Annotated in this window: 14 protein-coding genes; 7 read left to right on the plus strand and 7 right to left on the minus strand. The window is 62.2% G+C overall.

Translation table 11 applies throughout. The annotated features are described in order from the left end of the window. Positions 1 to 69: 69 nt before the first annotated feature. Together fghA and NLN62_RS31860 are read right to left on the minus strand one after the other, a co-directional pair. Positions 70 to 915: an S-formylglutathione hydrolase gene (gene fghA, locus NLN62_RS31855; RefSeq protein ID WP_254111432.1), complete on the minus strand. Its 846-nt coding sequence runs from the start codon at positions 913 to 915 to the stop codon at positions 70 to 72. A 78-nt stretch (positions 916 to 993) separates the two neighbouring features. Beyond that, the gene (locus NLN62_RS31860) at positions 994 to 1,614 is read right to left on the minus strand and encodes a response regulator transcription factor (protein WP_254111434.1); all 621 of its coding nucleotides are present in this window, start codon (positions 1,612 to 1,614) and stop codon (positions 994 to 996) included. A gap of 200 nt (positions 1,615 to 1,814) precedes the next feature. On the opposite strand from NLN62_RS31860, the gene NLN62_RS31865 reads away from it, so the two are divergent. Both NLN62_RS31865 and NLN62_RS31870 read left to right on the plus strand, forming a co-directional pair. Beyond that, complete coding sequence (locus NLN62_RS31865; RefSeq protein ID WP_254111435.1) at positions 1,815 to 3,179, plus strand: histidine kinase; 1,365 nt, start codon at positions 1,815 to 1,817, stop codon at positions 3,177 to 3,179. Between the two features lie 197 nt (positions 3,180 to 3,376). Further along, entirely contained in the window at positions 3,377 to 5,767 is a 2,391-nt protein-coding gene (locus NLN62_RS31870) for a TonB-dependent receptor (RefSeq protein WP_245288138.1), read from the plus strand. 31 nt (positions 5,768 to 5,798) lie between these two features. Here NLN62_RS31870 and NLN62_RS31875 read toward each other — a convergent pair whose 3' ends face one another. The 4 genes from NLN62_RS31875 to NLN62_RS31890 all read right to left on the minus strand — a co-directional run bounded on the left by NLN62_RS31875 (position 5,799) and on the right by NLN62_RS31890 (position 10,219). Next, positions 5,799 to 7,565: a S8 family serine peptidase gene (locus tag NLN62_RS31875; protein ID WP_254111437.1), complete on the minus strand. Its 1,767-nt coding sequence runs from the start codon at positions 7,563 to 7,565 to the stop codon at positions 5,799 to 5,801. A gap of 18 nt (positions 7,566 to 7,583) precedes the next feature. Continuing rightward, positions 7,584 to 8,042, minus strand: coding sequence for a hypothetical protein (locus tag NLN62_RS31880; protein ID WP_027525737.1), 459 nt, complete (start codon positions 8,040 to 8,042; stop codon positions 7,584 to 7,586). A gap of 79 nt (positions 8,043 to 8,121) precedes the next feature. Beyond that, on the minus strand, positions 8,122 to 8,880 hold the full coding sequence (locus NLN62_RS31885; RefSeq protein WP_027525736.1) for a hypothetical protein: 759 nt from the start codon (positions 8,878 to 8,880) through the stop codon (positions 8,122 to 8,124). Positions 8,881 to 9,448: 568 nt separating this feature from the next. After that, positions 9,449 to 10,219, minus strand: a complete 771-nt coding sequence (locus tag NLN62_RS31890) for a M48 family metalloprotease (RefSeq protein WP_051389959.1) — start codon at positions 10,217 to 10,219, stop codon at positions 9,449 to 9,451. An 898-nt stretch (positions 10,220 to 11,117) separates the two neighbouring features. Between NLN62_RS31890 and NLN62_RS31895 the strand changes: the two genes are divergently transcribed. The 4 genes from NLN62_RS31895 to NLN62_RS31910 all read left to right on the plus strand — a co-directional run bounded on the left by NLN62_RS31895 (position 11,118) and on the right by NLN62_RS31910 (position 16,319). After that, positions 11,118 to 12,653 (plus strand): PAS domain S-box protein, encoded by a 1,536-nt coding sequence (locus NLN62_RS31895; protein ID WP_254111438.1) that lies wholly within the window; start codon positions 11,118 to 11,120, stop codon positions 12,651 to 12,653. Between the two features lie 1,186 nt (positions 12,654 to 13,839). Next, entirely contained in the window at positions 13,840 to 14,286 is a 447-nt protein-coding gene (locus tag NLN62_RS31900) for a transposase (protein WP_254108308.1), read from the plus strand. Then, the gene (gene tnpB, locus NLN62_RS31905; protein WP_254108309.1) at positions 14,267 to 14,620 is read left to right on the plus strand and encodes an IS66 family insertion sequence element accessory protein TnpB; all 354 of its coding nucleotides are present in this window, start codon (positions 14,267 to 14,269) and stop codon (positions 14,618 to 14,620) included. Before NLN62_RS31900 ends, tnpB begins: the two co-directional genes overlap by 20 nt. A gap of 100 nt (positions 14,621 to 14,720) precedes the next feature. Continuing rightward, positions 14,721 to 16,319, plus strand: coding sequence for an IS66 family transposase (locus NLN62_RS31910; protein ID WP_371932934.1), 1,599 nt, complete (start codon positions 14,721 to 14,723; stop codon positions 16,317 to 16,319). Positions 16,320 to 16,534: 215 nt separating this feature from the next. Here the strand turns inward: NLN62_RS31910 and NLN62_RS31915 are convergent, their stop codons facing one another. Beyond that, the gene (locus tag NLN62_RS31915; RefSeq protein ID WP_027525734.1) at positions 16,535 to 17,065 is read right to left on the minus strand and encodes a Spy/CpxP family protein refolding chaperone; all 531 of its coding nucleotides are present in this window, start codon (positions 17,063 to 17,065) and stop codon (positions 16,535 to 16,537) included. Positions 17,066 to 17,643: 578 nt separating this feature from the next. Between NLN62_RS31915 and NLN62_RS31920 the strand changes: the two genes are divergently transcribed. Further along, complete coding sequence (locus NLN62_RS31920; protein WP_245288137.1) at positions 17,644 to 18,201, plus strand: hypothetical protein; 558 nt, start codon at positions 17,644 to 17,646, stop codon at positions 18,199 to 18,201. The last annotated feature ends 307 nt before the right edge of the window (positions 18,202 to 18,508 follow it).

The raw sequence follows: 18,508 nt of genomic DNA on the forward strand, positions 1-18,508 counted from the left end.
CGGATGCGGCCCCTCACCCCAACCCTCTCCCCGTGAGAACGGGGAGAGGGGGAAGAGAGGAGCGCGCCTCTACGCCGTCAGCCGTGCCGCGTGCCAGTGCAGGTGATCGCTCATGAAGGTCGAGATGAAGTAGTAGCTGTGGTCGTAGCCGGGCTGTCGCCGCAGCGTCAGCGGGATATTCGCCTTCGTGCAGGCGACCTGCAGCAGCTCAGGGCGAAGCTGCTCCGTCAAGAAGTTATCGGCATCGCCGTAATCGACCAGAAAGCCCGAATATTTCGCGCCGTCCTCGATCAGCGCGACGGTGTCGTGCGCGCGCCAGGTGTCCTTGTTGGGACCGAGATATCCGGTGAGCGCCTTGGTGCCCCAGGGCACTTGCGAGGGGGCGACGATCGGCGCAAAGGCGCTGGCGGCGCGATAGCGGTGCGGATTGCGCAGTGCGACCGTCAGCGCGCCGTGGCCGCCCATCGAGTGGCCCATCACCGATTGCCGCTTGGCATCGACCGGAAAATTCTCTGCGACCAGCCTCGGCAGCTCGTCGGTGACGTAGCTCCACATGTGATAGTTGCGCGCGAACGGCTCCTGCGTGGCGTCGACATAGAAGCCGGCTCCGAGGCCGAAATCATAGGCGTTGTTGGGGTCACCAGGCACGTCAGCGCCGCGCGGGCTGGTGTCGGGCGCGACGAAGATCAATCCAAGCTCGGCGCAGGCGCGGCGGAACTCGCCTTTCTCGGTGACGTTGGCATGCGTGCAGGTGAGACCGGAGAGATACCAGACCACCGGCAGCTTTGCGCCGTCCTCGTGCGGCGGCACATAGACCGAGAAGGTCATGTCGGTCTTGGTGGCGCTGCTCGCATGGCGATATACGCCCTGCACGCCGCCGTAGGATTTGTTGGTCGAAACAGTCTGGATCGTCATGCCGAAAAACTCCGTGGCGTCTCGCCACATCAAGATTGCAACGCGTATGTGACCGAATTTTTGCGAAAGCGTGCTTCGTCAGGCGACGCCGCTGTCGATCGCCAGTCGCACCAGCTCGACCGAGGTCTTCACCCCGAGCTTCTGGCGCATGATCGACGATGTGTTGGCGACCGTCTTGTAGGAGGATTGCACCAGCCAGGCGATCTCCGAGAGGCTCTTGCCCGCGCTCAGTAGCCGCAGGATCTCCATCTCCCGCGCGTTCAGCTTCGACAACGGATTCTGCGCGAGCTGGGGCCCGGCGAACGCGATGCTGCGGGCGATCGCGCTCGGCAAATAGGTTTCGCCCTTGCCGACGGCGCGGATCGCCTCGACGAGGTCGTTGGGATCGCCGGTCTTGGAGACGTAGCCCTTCGCGCCGCACTCGATGGCGCGCGCGGCGAAGGCCGGATCGTCGTTCATGCTGAACATGATGATGCGGGCGTCAGGTGCGCGATCGAGGATGCGACGCGCCAGCTCGAAGCCCGAGACGGTCGGCAGGTTGATGTCGATCACGCAGATGTCGGGGCGCTCGACGATGAACACGCACTCGCCGCTTTCGGCGTCGGCGGCTTCCAGGATATCGATCTCGCCTTGGTCGGCCAGCACGGCACGGCAGCCGGAGGCTACGATAGGATGATCGTCAACGATCAGAATGCGCATAGGCGTTCCCCGCGACAGCCATTCGCGCCTTTGGTTTTTCCGTCGCATGAGCCTCCGCAACGGTAACGCTCGCAACGAACGTCCCGCGTCGGACCATGCAACCCGGCCGAGATTGCTGTACGGTTCGGATTAGATATCGGGCGCTTTGGTCATGTCAACGCTCCCGATGAACGAACCTTCGCGGGCAGCGGGCGAAAGCAATGTGGCAAAATTTATCCTTGCGCGGGCGCATCAATCTCCTGCTGGCGCTCGTGCTGGCTTTGGGGCTTGGCGTCAATATCGCGCGGCAGGTCGCGGAGGCGGGGCCGCGCGTCCAGGCGGAGGACCAGAGCGTGATCCGGCTGGCGCGCGAGTTCATCGAGATGATCGTCGCCGAGCTGAAGGAGGCGCCCGATCCCGACGCCAGGCTGAACCAGATCGCGCACGACCTCAACCGGAAGCGCCACATCAGCATCGCGCTGCGCGATGCCGCGGGCAACGCGTTGACGCCGCCGCGCGCCGGCGAGGATGATGATGCGCGGGCGCCGCCGGCCTGGTTCGTCAGCCTGGTTCATCCCGAGCAGACCGCGGTCAGCGTCCCCGTTTCGATCCACGGCAATCCGGGCTCGCTGGTCATCACCTCACATCCCAATGACGAGATCGCCGAGATCTGGGACGGCATCGTGACCCAGCTCGAGATCGGCTCGGCGATCGCGCTGGCGCTCTTCCTGGTGACCATGACAGTCGTCAGCCGCGCGCTGAAACCGCTCGAATCCCTCTCGCAGGCCATGATCGCGCTCGAAGCCGGCCGCTATGACGCGCGCGTCGCGCCCGGCGGCGCGCCGGAGCTCGCTGCGATCTGTACCCGGCTCAACCACCTCGCGGCGACGCTGGGCGAGGCGGTCGAGGAGAAGCGACGCCTTGCCGAGCGCGCGGTGTCGCTCCAGGACAGGGAACGCAAGGAGATCGCCCGCGAACTTCACGACGAGTTCGGGCCCTATCTGTTCTCGCTGCGCGCGCATGCGAGCGCGCTGGCAAAGCTCTCTGAGGCGCGCGAACTGAGTGCCGAGACGGTGCGCAAGCATTGCGGTGCGATCCTGGAGCAGGTCAACGCGCTCCAGCAGTTCAACCGCCGGGTTCTGGAGCGCCTGCGGCCCGTGGGCCTTGCCGAGCTCGGCTTGCGGCAGGCGCTCGAAGCGCTGTCGCGGCTGTGGCGGGAGTCGCATCCCGACGTGCGGATCGAAACCACGATCTCGCCCGAGCTCGGGGTCACCGGCGAGACCGCCGATCTCACCATCTATCGCATCGTGCAGGAGGCGCTGACCAACGTGTTCCGTCACGCGCGCGCGACCTCGGTGAATGTCACGATCGAGCCGGCCGAGCAGCCCGGTGTCGCGCGGGAGGGACGCGGCTGCGCACGCGTGCGGGTCTGCGACAACGGCCGCGGCATGGAGGAGGGCCAGAAGCTCGGCTTCGGTCTCGTTGGCATGCGCGAGCGGATTCTCGCGCTCGGCGGCACGCTCAACGTCGCATCCAGCGAGGGCGGCGTGACGGTGGAGGCGCTGATCCCAACGGCGGCGAGTTGAGGATCGGGAATAATTCCCGATTTCGTCGGGAAATATGGTGCCGATACCGCCCGACCTTTTGTAGCTGGCGCGTTTCGCTCTTTGACCTGTATCCTTCACGTCAAAACCGGCGGGGACAAATGAGCCGGAACATTGCGCGTGGAGACGTGTCGACCATGGGGGTTCGTGGGCTGGTTATACTTTCAATTTCTACGGGAATGGTAGTTGGTACCGACGCGGCTTTCGCACAGGACGAGGAGACCAACGTCCAGAACCTGCCGGCCGTCGAGGTGACGGCACCGCCGCAGACCAGCGCCAGGCGCGCGTCCCCTCGGGCGAGACCCACGATCCGCGTGGCAACGCGTCCCCGGACCAGGGTTTACGTTTATCCGACCTCGCCCGGCGCCTCCGGCAGCATCGAAGTTGACAAGATTCCAGCCAGCATCAATGCGGTCGATTCAAACCAGATCAGCCGCACCCGCTCGCCGGACATCGCCGTTGCCCTGCAGCAGTACGTGCCTGGTCTCAGCATCAATGAGGTGACCGGCAATCCATTCCAGCCCGATGTGCAGTTTCGCGGCTTCGTCGCTTCACCTCTGGCCGGCACGCCGCAGGGCTTGGCCGTCTATCAGAACGGCGTGCGCATCAACGAGGCCTTTTCCGATACTGTCAATTGGGACCTGATCCCGACAGCCGCGATCCGATCGGCCCTGGTTGTGACCAACAATCCCGCGTTCGGTCTCAATGCGCTCGGTGGTGCCATCGATCTGCAGATGAAGAACGGCTTCAACTATCACGGCGCCGAGATCGACGTCATGGGCGGCTCATTCGGTCGCATCTATGGCTCTGCACAATGGGGCAAGCAGGTCGACAACAACTGGGCGGTCTACGGAGCGCTTGAAGGCATTCACGACAATGGCTTCCGCAATTTCTCGTCGTCGGACGTCCGGCGCTTTTTTGGCGATGTCGGGTATCGCTTTGAAGGCAACGAATTCCACCTCAACATGGGCCTCGCCAACAATTCCCTGGCCGGACCCAGCACTGTTCCGGCCGAGTTGCTCCAGCAATATTGGGGCGCGACCTACACAACGCCACAAACCACTTCCAACAAGGTCGGTTATCTCAACCTGACCGGCAAGGTGGAGGCGACGCCGACTTGGACCTTTGAAGGCACGGCGCATGTGCGGCGCTTCAGCCAGAACACCGTGGACGGAAACCCGACCGATACGCAGCCCTGCGGAGCCGATCCAACGCTCTTGTGCTTTGGCAATGATACGACCCCCGCTTTTGGCCTGAATGGCGCTCAGCTCGTCAATCCCTTTGCGCCGGATGCCATACTCGGCGAGATCGATCGCACCAGCACGCGATCGACCACGTTTGGCGTATCCGGGCAGGCAACCAACAGCGATCAGTTGTTCGGTCATGAGAACCGCTTCGTGATCGGCGCAAGCTATGATGTCAGCAGCACCCGCTTTACCGGTAGCGCCGAATTGGCAACCATAGGCACGAACTATGTCGTCACGGGCAGCGGCATATTTCTGGGCCAGTCCGGAGTTCCGACATCAATCGGTCCGGTGTCGCTTCGCACCGTCAACCAGTATCAGGGACTTTATGCGCTCGACACGTTCAACGTGGACGATCGCTTTGCGGTGACGGCAGGCGGGCGGTTCAATGCGGCCCGTGTCACGCTGATGGACCAGCTCGGCACCGCGCTCAATGGCGATCATACCTATGATCGATTCAATCCGGTCGTCGGCGGCACCTACAAGATCACGTCGGAAGTGACTGCCTATGCGGGCTATTCCGAAGCCAACCGTGTGCCGACGCCGCTTGAACTCGGGTGCGCCGATCCGACGAGGCCGTGTGTCATCGGGCAGTTCTTGATTGCCGATCCGTCACTGCAGCAAGTTGTCTCCAAGACCGTGGAAGCGGGCTTCCGCGGCACCAAGGAATTGAACATCGGCTCGCTCGGCTGGAAGATCGGCGCCTACCGCGCCACCAACTACAACGACATCCTCGCGACCCCAATTCCGGGGCTGACGGGATTCGGCTTCTTCCAGAACGTCGGCCGGACGCGCAGACAGGGTATCGAAGCCGAGGTGAGCCTGAAATCGAATGCGATTCAATTCCAGGCGAGCTATGCGTTCCTGGATGCGCGCTTCCTCGATGCGCTGCAGCTTGGCTCGAACAGCCCGTTCGCCGACGCCGACGGCAATATCCAGGTTCTGCCGGGCAACCACATTCCGCGCCTGCCGAGCCACCTCGTCAAGGCCAGCGTTGAATATGCTGTTACCGACGTTTGGAAGGTCGGGGGCGATGCGCTCTTTGTCTCAAGCCAGTATTTCGTCGGCGACGAATCCAACCAATTCCCGAAGCTGCCGTCCTATGCCGTGTTCAACCTCCACACCTCTTACCAGGTCACCAAGAACCTCCAGATCTACGGTCGCGTCGACAACGTCTTCGACAACCGTTACTCGACGCTCGGTACCTTCTTCGACAGGGAGGCACTGCCTAATTTCGCCAACGGCGGCAATCCTTTCACCGATCCGCGCTCGCTGAGCCCGGCAAGGCCGCGCGCCTTCTATGCGGGATTGCGCGCGACGTTCTAGGACTGCGGGCCTGTGTCATCCTCTCAGGTCCTTACGCCAGACCAGCGAGCGTCATCGCTGTTCTGAGTTCATGCACCGTTGCCGTTTGCCCGCCAGCGGCCTCGAACGCCATAGGGGCCGGATTCAGCGGAAGCCGCGTCACATTGGCCGGGCCTCGCGGCGGCTCGAACATCATCGCCTGGCTTGCGCCGAATGGAATCCGATCGAGCTGCCGAATGGCGCTGCGCATCTCGCGCAGTCCGGCATTGAGCGGCACGGCAAGGGGCCGCTGATCGGACCAGACGCCAAGCGCGCGGGCCGCATCCGGCAGCCCGGCCCCGGTCTGCCATGGATGACCGATGGGTTGCGCCGTGTCCTTCAGGATCTGGAACAGCCGTTCGACCCGCCGATAATCCTTTGCGATGAAGCTGCCCTTGAAGTCGGCGTGGTCAGCCAGGATCAAGGCGGCAAGCGCGGCAACGTGAGCCGCCGCAAGCGAGCTGCCGTCGCAGACCGCGTAGCCATCCGGCGACTGGCAGGCGACAATCGCAACACCAGGCGCGCACAGGTCGAGCTCGGGCCCGCGGCAGGCGAACGGCGGCACGAACAACCCGCCCGAAGCCGCCGTGGCCGCTGCGGCCTGTGCCGCCTGCGGACTGTCTTCCGGGAAGCTGCCGATCTGTCCGACTGCGCCGACCGCCATGACATGGGCAGAACAGGCCGGAAACAGCACGCCTGCTCCGGAGTTGCCGGCAGCGGCGATGATGCCGATGCCTTGCTGCTTGGCCATCGCAATGCGCTGCTCGACCAGCACGGAGCCCCGCTCGCAACCGACGCCAACGCACGCCACGTCGATGCCATTTTGCAGGCAGTCATCGAGAGCCGCGATCAGGTCGCTACAACGGGCGTCGGTGGGAAGCTTGCAAACATGCAACTCGCTATCCGGAGCGTAGCCGCGGATGCCGTGATCGGCCTGCGGAGCGGCATTGATGATGCCTGCGCAAGGCGTGCCGTGGCCAGCTGCGTCTTTCGACCACGAGCGTTCTTCGCAACCTCTGGCATCGATGCCGTGATCAATCCTCGCCAATTGCTTGTGGCTGGTCGCCACGCCGCTGTCGATGAGGGCGATCTTGATGTCAGCTCCACGGCACTGGTTTGGAATCCGATCGAAGCGCATCGCTTCGCCGCCCCAATCCAGCCCGCCAGCCAGCGGCAACGGCTTGAGGGTGAAGGTGTTCACCGCATCGGCCTCGATATACGGCCGCCGTTGCCATAGGCCCCAATGGCCGGAGCGTGGGCTGACGAATACGTCGGTGATCGTTTCAGGCACTTCGTCCTGCAGCGTCAGACTGACGCTGCCATCACCATCCGTCCGCCCTTGAACTGACCCCTGCTCGCCGATGAGCCGCACCATTGCCTGCTCCACGGGCGTCCCAGCTTCGCTGAGGACCCGGATCGTCACGTTCAGGTCCGGCCCGAGTGCGGTCATTGTCGCGGTCGCCGGGATGAAAGACGAGGCCGGGCCGGCGAAGGATGCAGCTCGTAGAATGCTGTCGGGCTCGATGACCAGGCTGCCGCCCGTGGAGCGGCGCAAGGCGGCCGCGGCTTCGTCGGGCATACGCACGATCGCAATGGGAGGACCGCTGATGCCGCGCTGGTCATGGGTCCAAAGGATATTGCCGAACTGATTCAGTTGTTCGGCCAGCGTTTGAGCGCTGACGCCGGGGCCCGCCGGTGCGATCATGTATTGAGTGGCGCGCGCTGGTTTGCGTCGATTGCCGCGCGAGGTCGGTTGCGCATCATCTGGACCTGTTGCCATGGCGTCACCTCCTTGATCTCAGTGAATTGAAGATTGCGCGTGATCGATCGAAGCCTGTCGCAGCAACGGAAGGCGAGGATCGGCTGCGCGGACGGCTTCGATCGCCCGATAGGCCAGCCAGATCAGGTTGAAGGCCTGCGCATAGTCCCGCTCGGTAAACCTGTTGGCTGCCTGGGTGACGATCGAAACGCAGTTTTCCAGGCCGGCATGCTGGGCAGCATTGGCCTCGAGATAGGCAGAGAGCGAGCGCAGCGATTCTGCGATCATGTCTCCGATCATGTTGTCCGCGGCCTGATGATCGAGCACCGCGTTCGGTATCGGGAAGTTGCCGGGCATGGTCCGGAACGGCTGCTCGAACGCTTGCGACTGCAGGCGCAAGAGCAGCGGCATCAGATTGCCGAGCAGGCCCACGAGCTGCTGAATGTCTGAGGAGTGGCGCTGCGACGCGGTTGCCGCAGAGGGGTTTGAATCCGACATGAGGGTTCTCCTTCGGAGGACGTGCGCAACGGCCGAGCGCGACCGCCGCGTCTGGCGGCGGTCGCGCCATACCGTGCGGTCAGATCATCCGCTGCTGACCGTAGGCCTGAAGGTTACCGATCACCTGCGGAATGATGCCGATCAGCTGGCGGGTGATGTCGGCGACGTCCTGCTGCGTCAGTTGTCGCTGCTGGCCGAACGGCGTCTGGCCGCCGAATGCCGCCTGGAACTGCGGCGCGCCGGATTGCGCACCCCACAACTGCCCAGGCTGAGTCTGCCCCGGATAGCTGAGACCGAATTGACCGAGGCCTCCGAATTGACCCTGACCGAGACCGCCATGCATGGCCGAATGCTGCATCTGCGGCTGGCTCTGCAGCATTCCCATGATCTGAGGCACGATGGGCAGGAGTTGTCGCACGACTTCGCTCACGTCTTGCGGGCTTAGCTGCCGCGGTGCCTGGCCGTAGGCCGCATAGCCGATTCCTGCGAACGGAGTTTGCGCCTGCGCAAGAATTTGAGGCAGCGCCGGTACCAGTTGGCGCACGACCTCACTCACGTCCTGCGGCGAAAGCTGGCGCTGTTGTCCGCCCCAGTGCTGCTGACCCCAGCCCATTTGGCCGCCCCAGCCGGGGCCATATCCAAACGCGCCAAAGGTCGGCTGACCGCCGAACTGTCCGTATTGCTGTCCGTAGGCCGCCTGGCCCAATCCAAGACCGCCTCCTCCATGCTGTTGGCCGCCTTGCGAACCAAATGCTCCGGTTCCCCATTGTTGCGGACCGAATTGTCCGAATGGCGAACCAGGCCCGAGGTTCTGTTGCAGGGTGTCATAGTAGGTCATCGCTTGCCTCCTCGCGATGGTGGGTGCCCTCAGCCCAATGTCTTGCCAAGTCTCTGTCTTGCGAAGTCTGGATCTTGCGAAGGCTGTCGCATGCGCGACGCCTTCTGCGGCAATAGCGGATCGTCACGCCGGTGCGACGGCGCTGGACATTCAAGTTGAAATGCTTGGCACGAAAATCTCAGCCGCAAGCAACGTCGTCCACTTGAGAGATGCAAGTTGCTTCCCCTCAAGGTGACACGCCAACGGTGAGATGTTTTAGAGCGGCAACAAGATGACAGCCGTTGAGAGATGTGGAGCGGATTTTCCTCGCTGGCGATGTGGCCAGCCATTTCGTTATGTTATGTCCGACGTCCGCTCAGACGCTCTGCAATTACGCTGACCTCTCTCCAATCTTTCCAATGAGCATAGACGCGAAAAACGTACTTGCGGCGAAATAGTTTCGCGAAAGCGCGGCGATATTTTGGCGGCAATCAATCTCAGCAAAATTTCAAGTCCGCGGATTTTCGTCAGCACTCTTTGCCTGGTCAGCAAGCTTTCCGATGTGCGCTGGTGTCAACTTGCGCGCATTCTAATAGGCGAGGTTGAGTAATGTGCCGACGCGCTCGGAGGTGGCGGGATGGCTGCGAAGCAAGCGCATCGGATCATGCGCGAATGCGGATGTGGGCCTTGACGCAGAGCCGGTGTGATGGCGCTCGAGCTTGTCGAGTGCGGCGATGAGCGCCCGCGAGTCGCCGGTCAGTTCGAGCGCTGTTGCATCTGCATCCAGCTCGCGGACGCGCGACAGTGCCAATCCAAGGAGCTGACCGAGAGTTGGAGCTGCGCTCAGCAGCGTCGCCAGTGGCCGGCTTGATGCCATGCCACCGTGATGATGATGGCTGCTCCGCAGCAGCGTAAGACCAGCGAGCGATGTCCAATCGATCGCGCGACGCAACGCCGTCGCCCAGCTCATGGTCCGGGCATCATTGTTACGGATATGAGCAACTTCATGGGCCAGGATCCCGGCAATTTCGTCGCGCGTCATGCCGCGCAGCAGGCCCTCGGTGAGCACGATGGCACTGCGTTCTGGTCCGCCGAGCGCATAGGCATTCATGTCGCGCGGTGCCGGCAGGCAATAGAGATCCGGCGATCGAGTAAGGCCCGCCCGGCAGCAAACCCCTGTCAGGATGGCGAACAGGTCCGGCACCTCGGCAGGGGACAGCAGGCGGGCGCCGAACCAGCGATACATGCTCTCGCGTGAGATGACGGTTTCGTCGGGACGGGGCATGCTTCCCAACAGCGCCCGCTGCATTCCCTCGGCTCCGCCGACGATCCAGCCGCACACGGCAAGCAGCAACGTCATTGCAAGGATCGCCAATGCAGATGATTGATGGTTCGCGGCCTGATGGGCGTGCCGTCGATGCCGCAACCGCCACTGGTCTCTTGAGCTCAGTTCGATACGGCAGCGCAGGAAGACGCCTGCCTCTCCCGACGGGCAATGGATCTCTGCGATGACGGTAGGGCCGCACCGTAAGACGCGCAACATTTCTCGCGGCGCATGTCGCACCAAAGCGAACGAGATGCCTGGCGTGAGGCCGGCGAGGCCATCGTGGCCATGCCGATCACCACGCAACGCCATCGGGCTAACGCCAGCGTGAATCACCCCTGTCCCCTCGTGCGCGCTCTAAAGCAAAAAGTTATGGGTCTGCCGGTGCCTTGTCATGCGAGTTTCATGCCTTGGACACAGAAAGTCCCGGTATCCACACAGGGGTCTCCCATCAGCTTCGCTGCAAGCGGTCCGGATGAGACCGGAAGCACCAGGTTTTGTTCAAGCTAAACCATGGTTTGGTCGGCCAAACCCTGTCGAACATGGAAGATCCGGCCGGGCCAGGTCTGTGACCAAGATCAATTTCGCGGCAGCCAGGTCACCTCATGGCACGGCGGACATGGGTCGACACCCCCGGCACAAGCGCACGGCTTCGCCTCACACGCAGGCGTTGATGGAACGGAGCTCAGCCGCGTTGTTTGGCGGGCCGGACCAATTTCGTCCCGCAAGTGGGCAACAAAGAAGCCCTCGTATACGTAAGTATAGTCGTCACAAGGCATATTCCTGAACGATCATTGGCCACTGCGAGGTTCGACCCGCCGTGCATCGTTGGCGATCGTCGGGGTTATCTGCCGCTCCGGGGGCGAGGGACAGCCCCGCTATCCGGTGCGAGAAATTGTCGATTTGATCCATCGCTCTCGAGCAAGAGTCGATTATGCAAGATCCGGTTCAAGTGCCGTCGGTCGCGCTCGATTCGAATCAGCGCAAGCGCCACGAGGAGGCGCTGCGCGAGAGCGAGGAGCGCTTTCGCACCTTGGTGCAATTCTCCTTCGATGTGTACTGGGAAACCGATGCGCAGCATCGCTTCATCCGCCAGGAGTTCGCGGAGACGCTGGCCGAGCCGCCGGTTGCCGAGATCGGCAGGACGCGGTGGGAGGTCCCGCATCTGGAGCCTGATGAAGAGGGCTGGCGCAAGCACCGGGAGATGCTGGATGCCCACCTTCCGTTCCGCGATTTCGAGCACGCGCGGCCGACGCCCGATGGCGGCAAGCGCTACGTGTCCGTCTCCGGCCTGCCCGTCTTTGACGAGACGGGGCGCTTCATGGGCTACCGCGGCGTCGGGCGCCACATCACGGAGCGCAAGCGCGCCGAACAGGCGCTGATCGAGAGCGAGGCCCGTTTCCGGACCTTCGTGGACCACGCCACAGATACGTTCATGCTTCACAGTGAAGACGGTCGCGTTCTCGACGTGAACCGAAATGCTTGCGAAAGCCTGGGCTACAGCCGAAGCGAACTGGTTGGGGCAACTGCGTCCTTCTTCGATCTGGAGATTGATCAAGCGACCTGGCGGATCAACCGCGAGCGCATCAAGGCCGGCGGCATCACGACGCTCGAGAGCCGCTATCGCCGAAAGGACGGCACCGTGTTTCCCGTCGAAGTCCGCATGCGGGAATTCTGCGAAGGCGGCCGACGACAGATCATTTGTCTGAGCCGCGACATCACCGAACGCAAGCGAACCGCCGAGACGTTCCGCGAGATGCAGGCGGAACTGACACACGCCAATCGCGCGGCGGCAATGGGCCAGGTCACGGCTTCGGTGACACACGAGTTGAGCCAACCGATCACCGCGATGCTCTGCAACGCAGAAGCCGCACTGAACTGGCTGGGATCTCAATCTCCGAATTTCGAAAGGGCACGGCAGGCGCTCGCATCCATTGTCGCAGACGCCAAGCGGGGCGGCGAGATCATCGGCTGGATCCGTTCGTTGATCAAGAAAACGCCGGCGCCGAAAGAGAGCATCGACGTCAATGGTGCGATCCTGGACGTGATCACCATAGCCCGGAGCGAACTGCTCAAGCACGGTGTCTTGATCCAGACGGACCTCGCTCCGGGCTTGCCACGCGTGGAGGGCTATCGCGTCCAGCTGCAACAAGTTGTTCTGAATTTGATCCTCAATGCGATCGAGGCAATGAACTGCCTCGACGTGGGGGGACGGGAGCTGCGGATCAGCACGGCCGGAGATGCCTCAAGTCGCGTTGTTGTCGCCGTGCGGGACAACGGTCCCGGACTTGACGGGGTAATAGTCGATCGCCTGTTCGAGCCCTTCTACACCACCAAGCCGGGCGGGACCGGCATGGGCCTGTCGATCTGCCAATCGATCATCGAGGCGCACGGAGGACGACTTTGGACCGGTGCGAATGAACCAAGGGGCGCGGTGTTTCAGTTCAATCTGCCTTCGCAACAGGGATGATCGAGGTCGCTGGCTAGGCAGCGATAGTTCTTCGATCATACGGGCCCGCAGCAGGTGCAACGGGATCGGCGAGTTCGCCCGCTTGTCAGAGCGGGGAGTCCGCTGATCACGCCAGAGGCGAAGTGTCGGCACGTAATTTGTTCTGTGTGGTCTTTTTATTCGTGGGAATGATGGTCTGAAGGTGATATCGTCCTGGCATCACCGGCTGAGGCTCTGTCCGTAGGCGTCGGTGGCAGAGAGACTGATTGCGCTCCCGCCTGCATAGTCGAGGAGCGCAACCATGCTATTGCGGCGTGGCGTTTGCCGTCCGTCCCAGCGGGAAGCGCAGGACGCAGAGATGCTGCGAGAATTGGCCAGAGAAGCGGTCGAAGTGCTCAAGCACTGTCCAGCGCCCGATACCTTCCTCGGCCGCAAGACCCAAGAGCCCTTTCCAAAAGAGACGAGAGAGCAGCGTCGACCCCAGTTAAACTTGAGGGCGCTGTCTTAGATGACTGTCTGCGTTATCGTATTCAGACAGTGTAACTCCATCACCGACAGCGACACATGAGCGTTGGTGATTGAAAGAGACGTGTGCTCCCGCTCAAGTGCCGCGAGCTGATCTGGGACGATTAAGGCGCCTCCGTTGGGGATGTGAAACTAACATACTTAGTTCCGCAAACATGGAAACGTGGCTAGGATCGTCCGATGCATCACGACCTTCCCAATTCCTCTTATCGCTCCCTTGAGCTCCTATGCCGCACGCAGGCGGCGCTTGCATCGACCGACGCCACGCGACGTGAACTAGAGCTCATGGCGCTTGAATACAAACGGTTGGCCGATTGGTTGGATCGCCGACCATCTGGAGCAGATCGGCCTGCATGAAAGAAGCCGCCTCAGTTAGCGGTCTGCTTCGTTTGCAGCTCCTTCCCATAGTCCTTGTCGCGCTCATCAAAGTCGGCACCGATCGATCACGTCATCGAAAATCGACAAGTCGATCCAGGAAGCGGAACGTGCTGGCAGGCCGGGCGCGGTGAATGCGGGGTCGGCTCGTCTGACGATCGACTCTGGAAAGCCGAGCGCACGCATAGAAGATGTCGACGGCGGGGTCGACGGGCCGATGTTGCGTAAGCGCTTTTTTCTACGCACCTGTGCAATTGAGAGCCCGGATGGGATGAGGTGTCCACCATGAACAAGGTGGACACCATCGATGATCACTCCAGAAGCCCCTTTTAAGCTTGAGACGCTCGGCGTGTTGCGGAATGGCCGTCGTCGCTATGACCCAGCCAGCAAACAGCGGCTGGTCGAGGCCTGTCTGCAGCCTGGCGTGTCGCTGGCGGGGCTGGCGTTGCAACACGGCGTGAACGCGAACCTGCTGCGCAAGTGGGTGGCCAAGCGACAACTTCAGAACGGGAATGGCCAGCCGGAGGCGCGGGCGGCGATTGCGCCGGCGTTTATTCCGGTGAGCGCGCCGTCGCGGTCGCCAACCCGATCTGCCGGCGCGATCGCCCTTTGCGCTACGGAGCGATCCTCTGCTGGGCGGCTGACGGCATCGATGCCGAACGGCGTGACGCTTTCGCTGGAAGGCGGCGACGCGCAGTTGCTGTCGGTGGTGATTGAAGCGCTGGGGCGTTGCGATGTTCCGGCTGGCGTCTGATCTTCGAGTCTACCTTCACCGCGCGCCGATTGACTTCCGGGCGGGGATCAACAGCCTGGCGATCGTGGTCGAGCAGTCGATGGGGCAGGATCCGTTCCAGCGCGCGGTGTTCGCGTTCTGCAATCGCCGCCGCGACCGGGTCAAGCTGCTGATTTATGATCGGTCGGGATTTTGGATGCTGTTGAAGCGGCTGGAGGCGGACCGATTCCATTGGCCCCGAAGCCAGGAGGCGGTGCTGACGCTGACGACGGAGGAACTGCACTGGCTGCTTGACGGCATCGACATCGCGGCGGTGCGGCGCCATCCGGTGCGGCAATATCACAGCGTGGGCTGACCGTGTTCGATGCGGGCGGCGTCATCACCGCTATCGGGTGACGCCGCCAACCGCATGGAACCCGGTTGACGCGGCGGCATGACTTCGATTCAAGACTACGATGAGTCGCAAGCCCACGACGCACGAGATGGAAGCCCTGATCGCGGCGCACGCGGCCGAGATCGCGGCGCTGAAGGCCGAGAACGAGAAACTCGCGCAACGTGTCCTGCATCTTGAGGAGCAGTTGCGCCTGGAGCGCTTGCACCGCTACGCGCCGAAGAGCGAAAAGCTCAAGGAGCGCATCTTCAACGAAGCCGAGCAGGCCGCCGCTGAAAGCCGGGACGACGGCGATGTCGAGGCGGTCGCCGTGCCGGACATGGGATTGCCGGAGGCTCCAAAGCCGGCGCCGAAGACACGCGGCCGCAAGCCGCTGCCTGACGATCTGCCGCGCCAGCGCGTCGAACATGATCTGGGTGAGGATCAAAAGGACTGTCCGTGCTGCCGCAATCGGATGCATCGGATGGGCGAGACCGTCACCGAGCAGTTGCACGTCGAGGTAAAGGCGTCGGTGCTGCAACATGTGCGGTTCAAATATGCGTGCCGTCACTGCGAGCGCACCGCGCTGAACACCCCGATCGTGACCGCGCCGATGCCGGCGCAGCCGTTGCCGGGCAGCGTCGCCACGCCATCGACGCTGGCGCTCGTGCTCGCCAACAAATACGTCGACGGCACGCCGCTGTATCGTGTGGCGGACGCGCTGGGGCGGGCCGAGATCAGCATCAGCCGCGGGACGCTGGGCAACTGGGTGATCCGGGCGAGCGAATTGCATCTGCATCGGGTCTATGACGCGCTACAGCAAAAGCTCAGGGCGCAGCCCCTGGTCCACGGTGACGAAACCTGGGTGCAGGTTCTGAAAGAGGAGGGCCGGGACGCGCAGGCCAAATCCTTCATGTGGGCCTACCGCAGCGGCCAGGACTGCGCGCAGCCGGTCGTGCTGTTCGATTACCAGCCCGGTCGCGGTCAGGAGTATCCGCAGGCGTTCCTGGCCGGCTATCGCGGCTTGTTGATGAGCGATGGCTATGACGCCTGGCGCACGCTGACAGGCGCGACCCATCTCGGCTGTATGGCGCATGCCCGCAGGAAATTTACCGACGCGCTCAAGGCCAGGAAGACGCCCGGCGGTTCACCATTGCAGGCGCTCAAGTTCTTCGAGGCGTTGTATGAGGTCGAGAGAGTGGCGCGCCAGACGCCGCCCGACGGCGAAACGCGCGCCGCATACACCGTGCGGCTGCGCCAGCAGCATAGCCTGCCGGTATTGGCCGCCTTCAAGACGTGGCTCGACGACCAGGCGCCGAAGGTCCTGCCCGAAAGCTTGACCGGCAAGGCGATCGCCTATGCGCGCAACCAATGGGACTATCTGACCCGCTACACCAGTGACGGTCTTGCGCCAATCGACAACAATGTTCTGGAGCGCGACATCAGGCCGTTTTGCACCGGAAGAAAAAGTTGGCTGTTCAGCGATACCGTTGCCGGCGCCAAGGCAAGCGCCGTGATCTACAGTTTGGTGCTGACATGCCGGGCATGCGACGTCGATCCCTATGCATGGTTACGTCACGCGCTCACTGAACTGCCTCAGCGTGCGCCCGACGCCGACATCGAAGATCTGTTGCCGTTCAACTGCACCGGTCAAACACACCTGCCAGCTGAGAACAGCGGCTGACGTTCGAACGCTCAGGTCAACCAAGCCGTTCCGATGATCCCGCTGGGGCCCGGCGTCACACCACGCCGCGGCCACCCGCGCGCGCAGCCTGTGCAGTAAAATGCGCGCTTACGATGTTGCAAAACGACGCTTCGCTCGCGCCGATCGCCCCCGCCGCAGAGTGGTCATAACATACCAGGCCAACGGGCTTTATTGTAGGTTTGCAGGACTTCGCTTCAGTCCTCGTCGTCGTCAGACTGCAGCGCCCTGCGCCGTTCCACGACATCACTCATATCGCGGAGTACAAAGATCGCGACGGCCGCCATGCGCTGCCTCTGTTCGGGATTGAGAGTTTTGTAGAGTGGCTGCCATGCCTCAGCGAGTTTATCCAAATCGGCTGATCGTTGAGCCAATGCTTCCGAGCGTCGTTGCAGAAAGGCGATGGGGTCACGATTGCGCAAGGCTTCGACGCGGCTTTCGTCGGCCCGTCTACCCACTGTTTCCTGGATTTTTGCGACCCGCGCTTTCCGATCCTCCGCCCTGGCACGGATAGCACTCTCTACCGGCGGCCAAAGTTTTTCCTGTTCAGGTGTCAGTTGCAACGCCGCCTTTACCAGATCAATCCTCATGTCCGTCAGGTTATTGCGGTCCGCTGCATTTAACCGTTCCGGAGACGCGGAAGACGAAGTCTGCGAGTTTTGGGCGTTGGCAATAGGGGATGCAATAACGAAGAGTGCAGTTGTTCCGGCCACTACTATTTTCAACATCGGAGATCTCCTAGGTGATAGGTGGCCCCCTAAGCACCGCGCAAAATGGTTACGCACTTTGAGGTCTCGTTGACCTAAATCAAGAGAACCAAGGAATTGTTCTCGCGTGCCCATCGACCTGATGCCCGCGTGCAAACGCTTCCCTTCAGGCACTTTCTCATCAGTGCCAATCCCTGCGCCGAAAGTTGAGACCCGGGTTCCTGCAACCAATTTCTGGCGCGCGCGAGCTTCGCTCGGTCGATATACGGTCGTGTGTTGCTGGGCGCCTATGCGCGGGACCTGCGGAATGAAGGTCGCGGTCGCAGAGCCGGGTGCAATGCCAACGTCTTTTCGATTTGATCTTATTGAGGGATCGCGGCGTCTATCGCAGTCACCTCATGCAAAGTGCTCAAGGGTTCCGCTAGGGAACAGTGCGCGTGCATCCACCGCGCAACAAACGTTGCGGTTAGTTTAAGCGGCGACCAAGAGCCGCTATTGGACGCCCGACGTCACACCTCAACCATCTTCGGCCATTGTTTCCGGCCCGATGCGCAACGGCGGACGTCCGCATCACTTCTTCAACTTGGGTAGGGAACTTAATGAAAATTCTGTCTGCGCTGCTCACGGCAGCGCTCTTGCTCGCGGGCATAGGGTCAGGCCACGCGGCGGTTCGGATTGCGGACGACCCAGGCGGGCAGATCGGAGAGTACCTCTCGAAGTACAGTGAACTCCGCGCTTCAGGCCAAACGGTGATGATTGATGGCCTTTGCGCTTCGGCCTGCACCATCCTCCTCTCAACAATCCCTCACGACAGGATTTGTGTCACCTCGAACGCGACACTTGGGTTCCATGCCGCTTATGATTTCACCGGTAATGGCCGAACTGTCACCAATCCCGAGGCAACCCAGCTGCTCTATTCGGGATATCCATCACAAGTGCGGCGATGGATTGCAAGGCGCGGCGGTCTTACCCCCAGAATGATCTTCCTTCGCGGCAAACAGCTGCAAGCCATGTATCGCCCGTGCTACGTCGATGCCCGTGCTCCCACGGCGATGCCAACCCCCTCTGCTTTAGTCGACCAGGACCGGCACGGCTTCTTCACAAGTTTTGGCGCCCGATTGGCACCAATCCGCAAAGAGATGTCTGGGTTCCGTTAACGCTCTCGCTCAATCTCCCGCGACAGCAGACCGAATCCGCATCCAGAATCGATCAAGGAGTCCTGATCGTGTTCGGCTGAGCGCCGCAATCTGCGGCGCCGGAATGACGCTTGCTATTTCGCCTGTTGCCATGGCTCGAAGTTAAAATCGGGCGGCTCTTTCAGATGCCCTCAATAGTGCCGCCTCTGGACCCGCGATCGTTGGCGCAGCATCCATGTACAACCCGTTCCGGCCCGGATATCGGGAGGGTGGCGTGAGTACAGCGGTAAACGCCATCACTGGGCCGCTCTCCATGAGGAAACCGGCC

Source organism: Bradyrhizobium sp. CCGUVB23 (assembly GCF_024199885.1).
GTDB lineage: Bacteria > Pseudomonadota > Alphaproteobacteria > Rhizobiales > Xanthobacteraceae > Bradyrhizobium.

Bases quoted from the DNA above. Each gene is read 5' to 3' on its own strand.
- fghA (WP_254111432.1), bottom strand. From the start codon at position 915: ATGACGATCCAGACTGTTTCGACCAACAAATCCTACGGCGGCGTGCAG.
- NLN62_RS31860 (WP_254111434.1), bottom strand. From the start codon at position 1,614: ATGCGCATTCTGATCGTTGACGATCATCCTATCGTAGCCTCCGGCTGC.
- NLN62_RS31865 (WP_254111435.1), top strand. From the start codon at position 1,815: ATGTGGCAAAATTTATCCTTGCGCGGGCGCATCAATCTCCTGCTGGCG.
- NLN62_RS31870 (WP_245288138.1), top strand. From the start codon at position 3,377: ATGGTAGTTGGTACCGACGCGGCTTTCGCACAGGACGAGGAGACCAAC.
- NLN62_RS31875 (WP_254111437.1), bottom strand. From the start codon at position 7,565: ATGGCAACAGGTCCAGATGATGCGCAACCGACCTCGCGCGGCAATCGA.
- NLN62_RS31880 (WP_027525737.1), bottom strand. From the start codon at position 8,042: ATGTCGGATTCAAACCCCTCTGCGGCAACCGCGTCGCAGCGCCACTCC.
- NLN62_RS31885 (WP_027525736.1), bottom strand. From the start codon at position 8,880: ATGACCTACTATGACACCCTGCAACAGAACCTCGGGCCTGGTTCGCCA.
- NLN62_RS31890 (WP_051389959.1), bottom strand. From the start codon at position 10,219: ATGACGTTGCTGCTTGCCGTGTGCGGCTGGATCGTCGGCGGAGCCGAG.
- NLN62_RS31895 (WP_254111438.1), top strand. From the start codon at position 11,118: ATGCAAGATCCGGTTCAAGTGCCGTCGGTCGCGCTCGATTCGAATCAG.
- NLN62_RS31900 (WP_254108308.1), top strand. From the start codon at position 13,840: ATGATCACTCCAGAAGCCCCTTTTAAGCTTGAGACGCTCGGCGTGTTG.
- tnpB (WP_254108309.1), top strand. From the start codon at position 14,267: ATGTTCCGGCTGGCGTCTGATCTTCGAGTCTACCTTCACCGCGCGCCG.
- NLN62_RS31910 (WP_371932934.1), top strand. From the start codon at position 14,721: ATGAGTCGCAAGCCCACGACGCACGAGATGGAAGCCCTGATCGCGGCG.
- NLN62_RS31915 (WP_027525734.1), bottom strand. From the start codon at position 17,065: ATGTTGAAAATAGTAGTGGCCGGAACAACTGCACTCTTCGTTATTGCA.
- NLN62_RS31920 (WP_245288137.1), top strand. From the start codon at position 17,644: ATGAAAATTCTGTCTGCGCTGCTCACGGCAGCGCTCTTGCTCGCGGGC.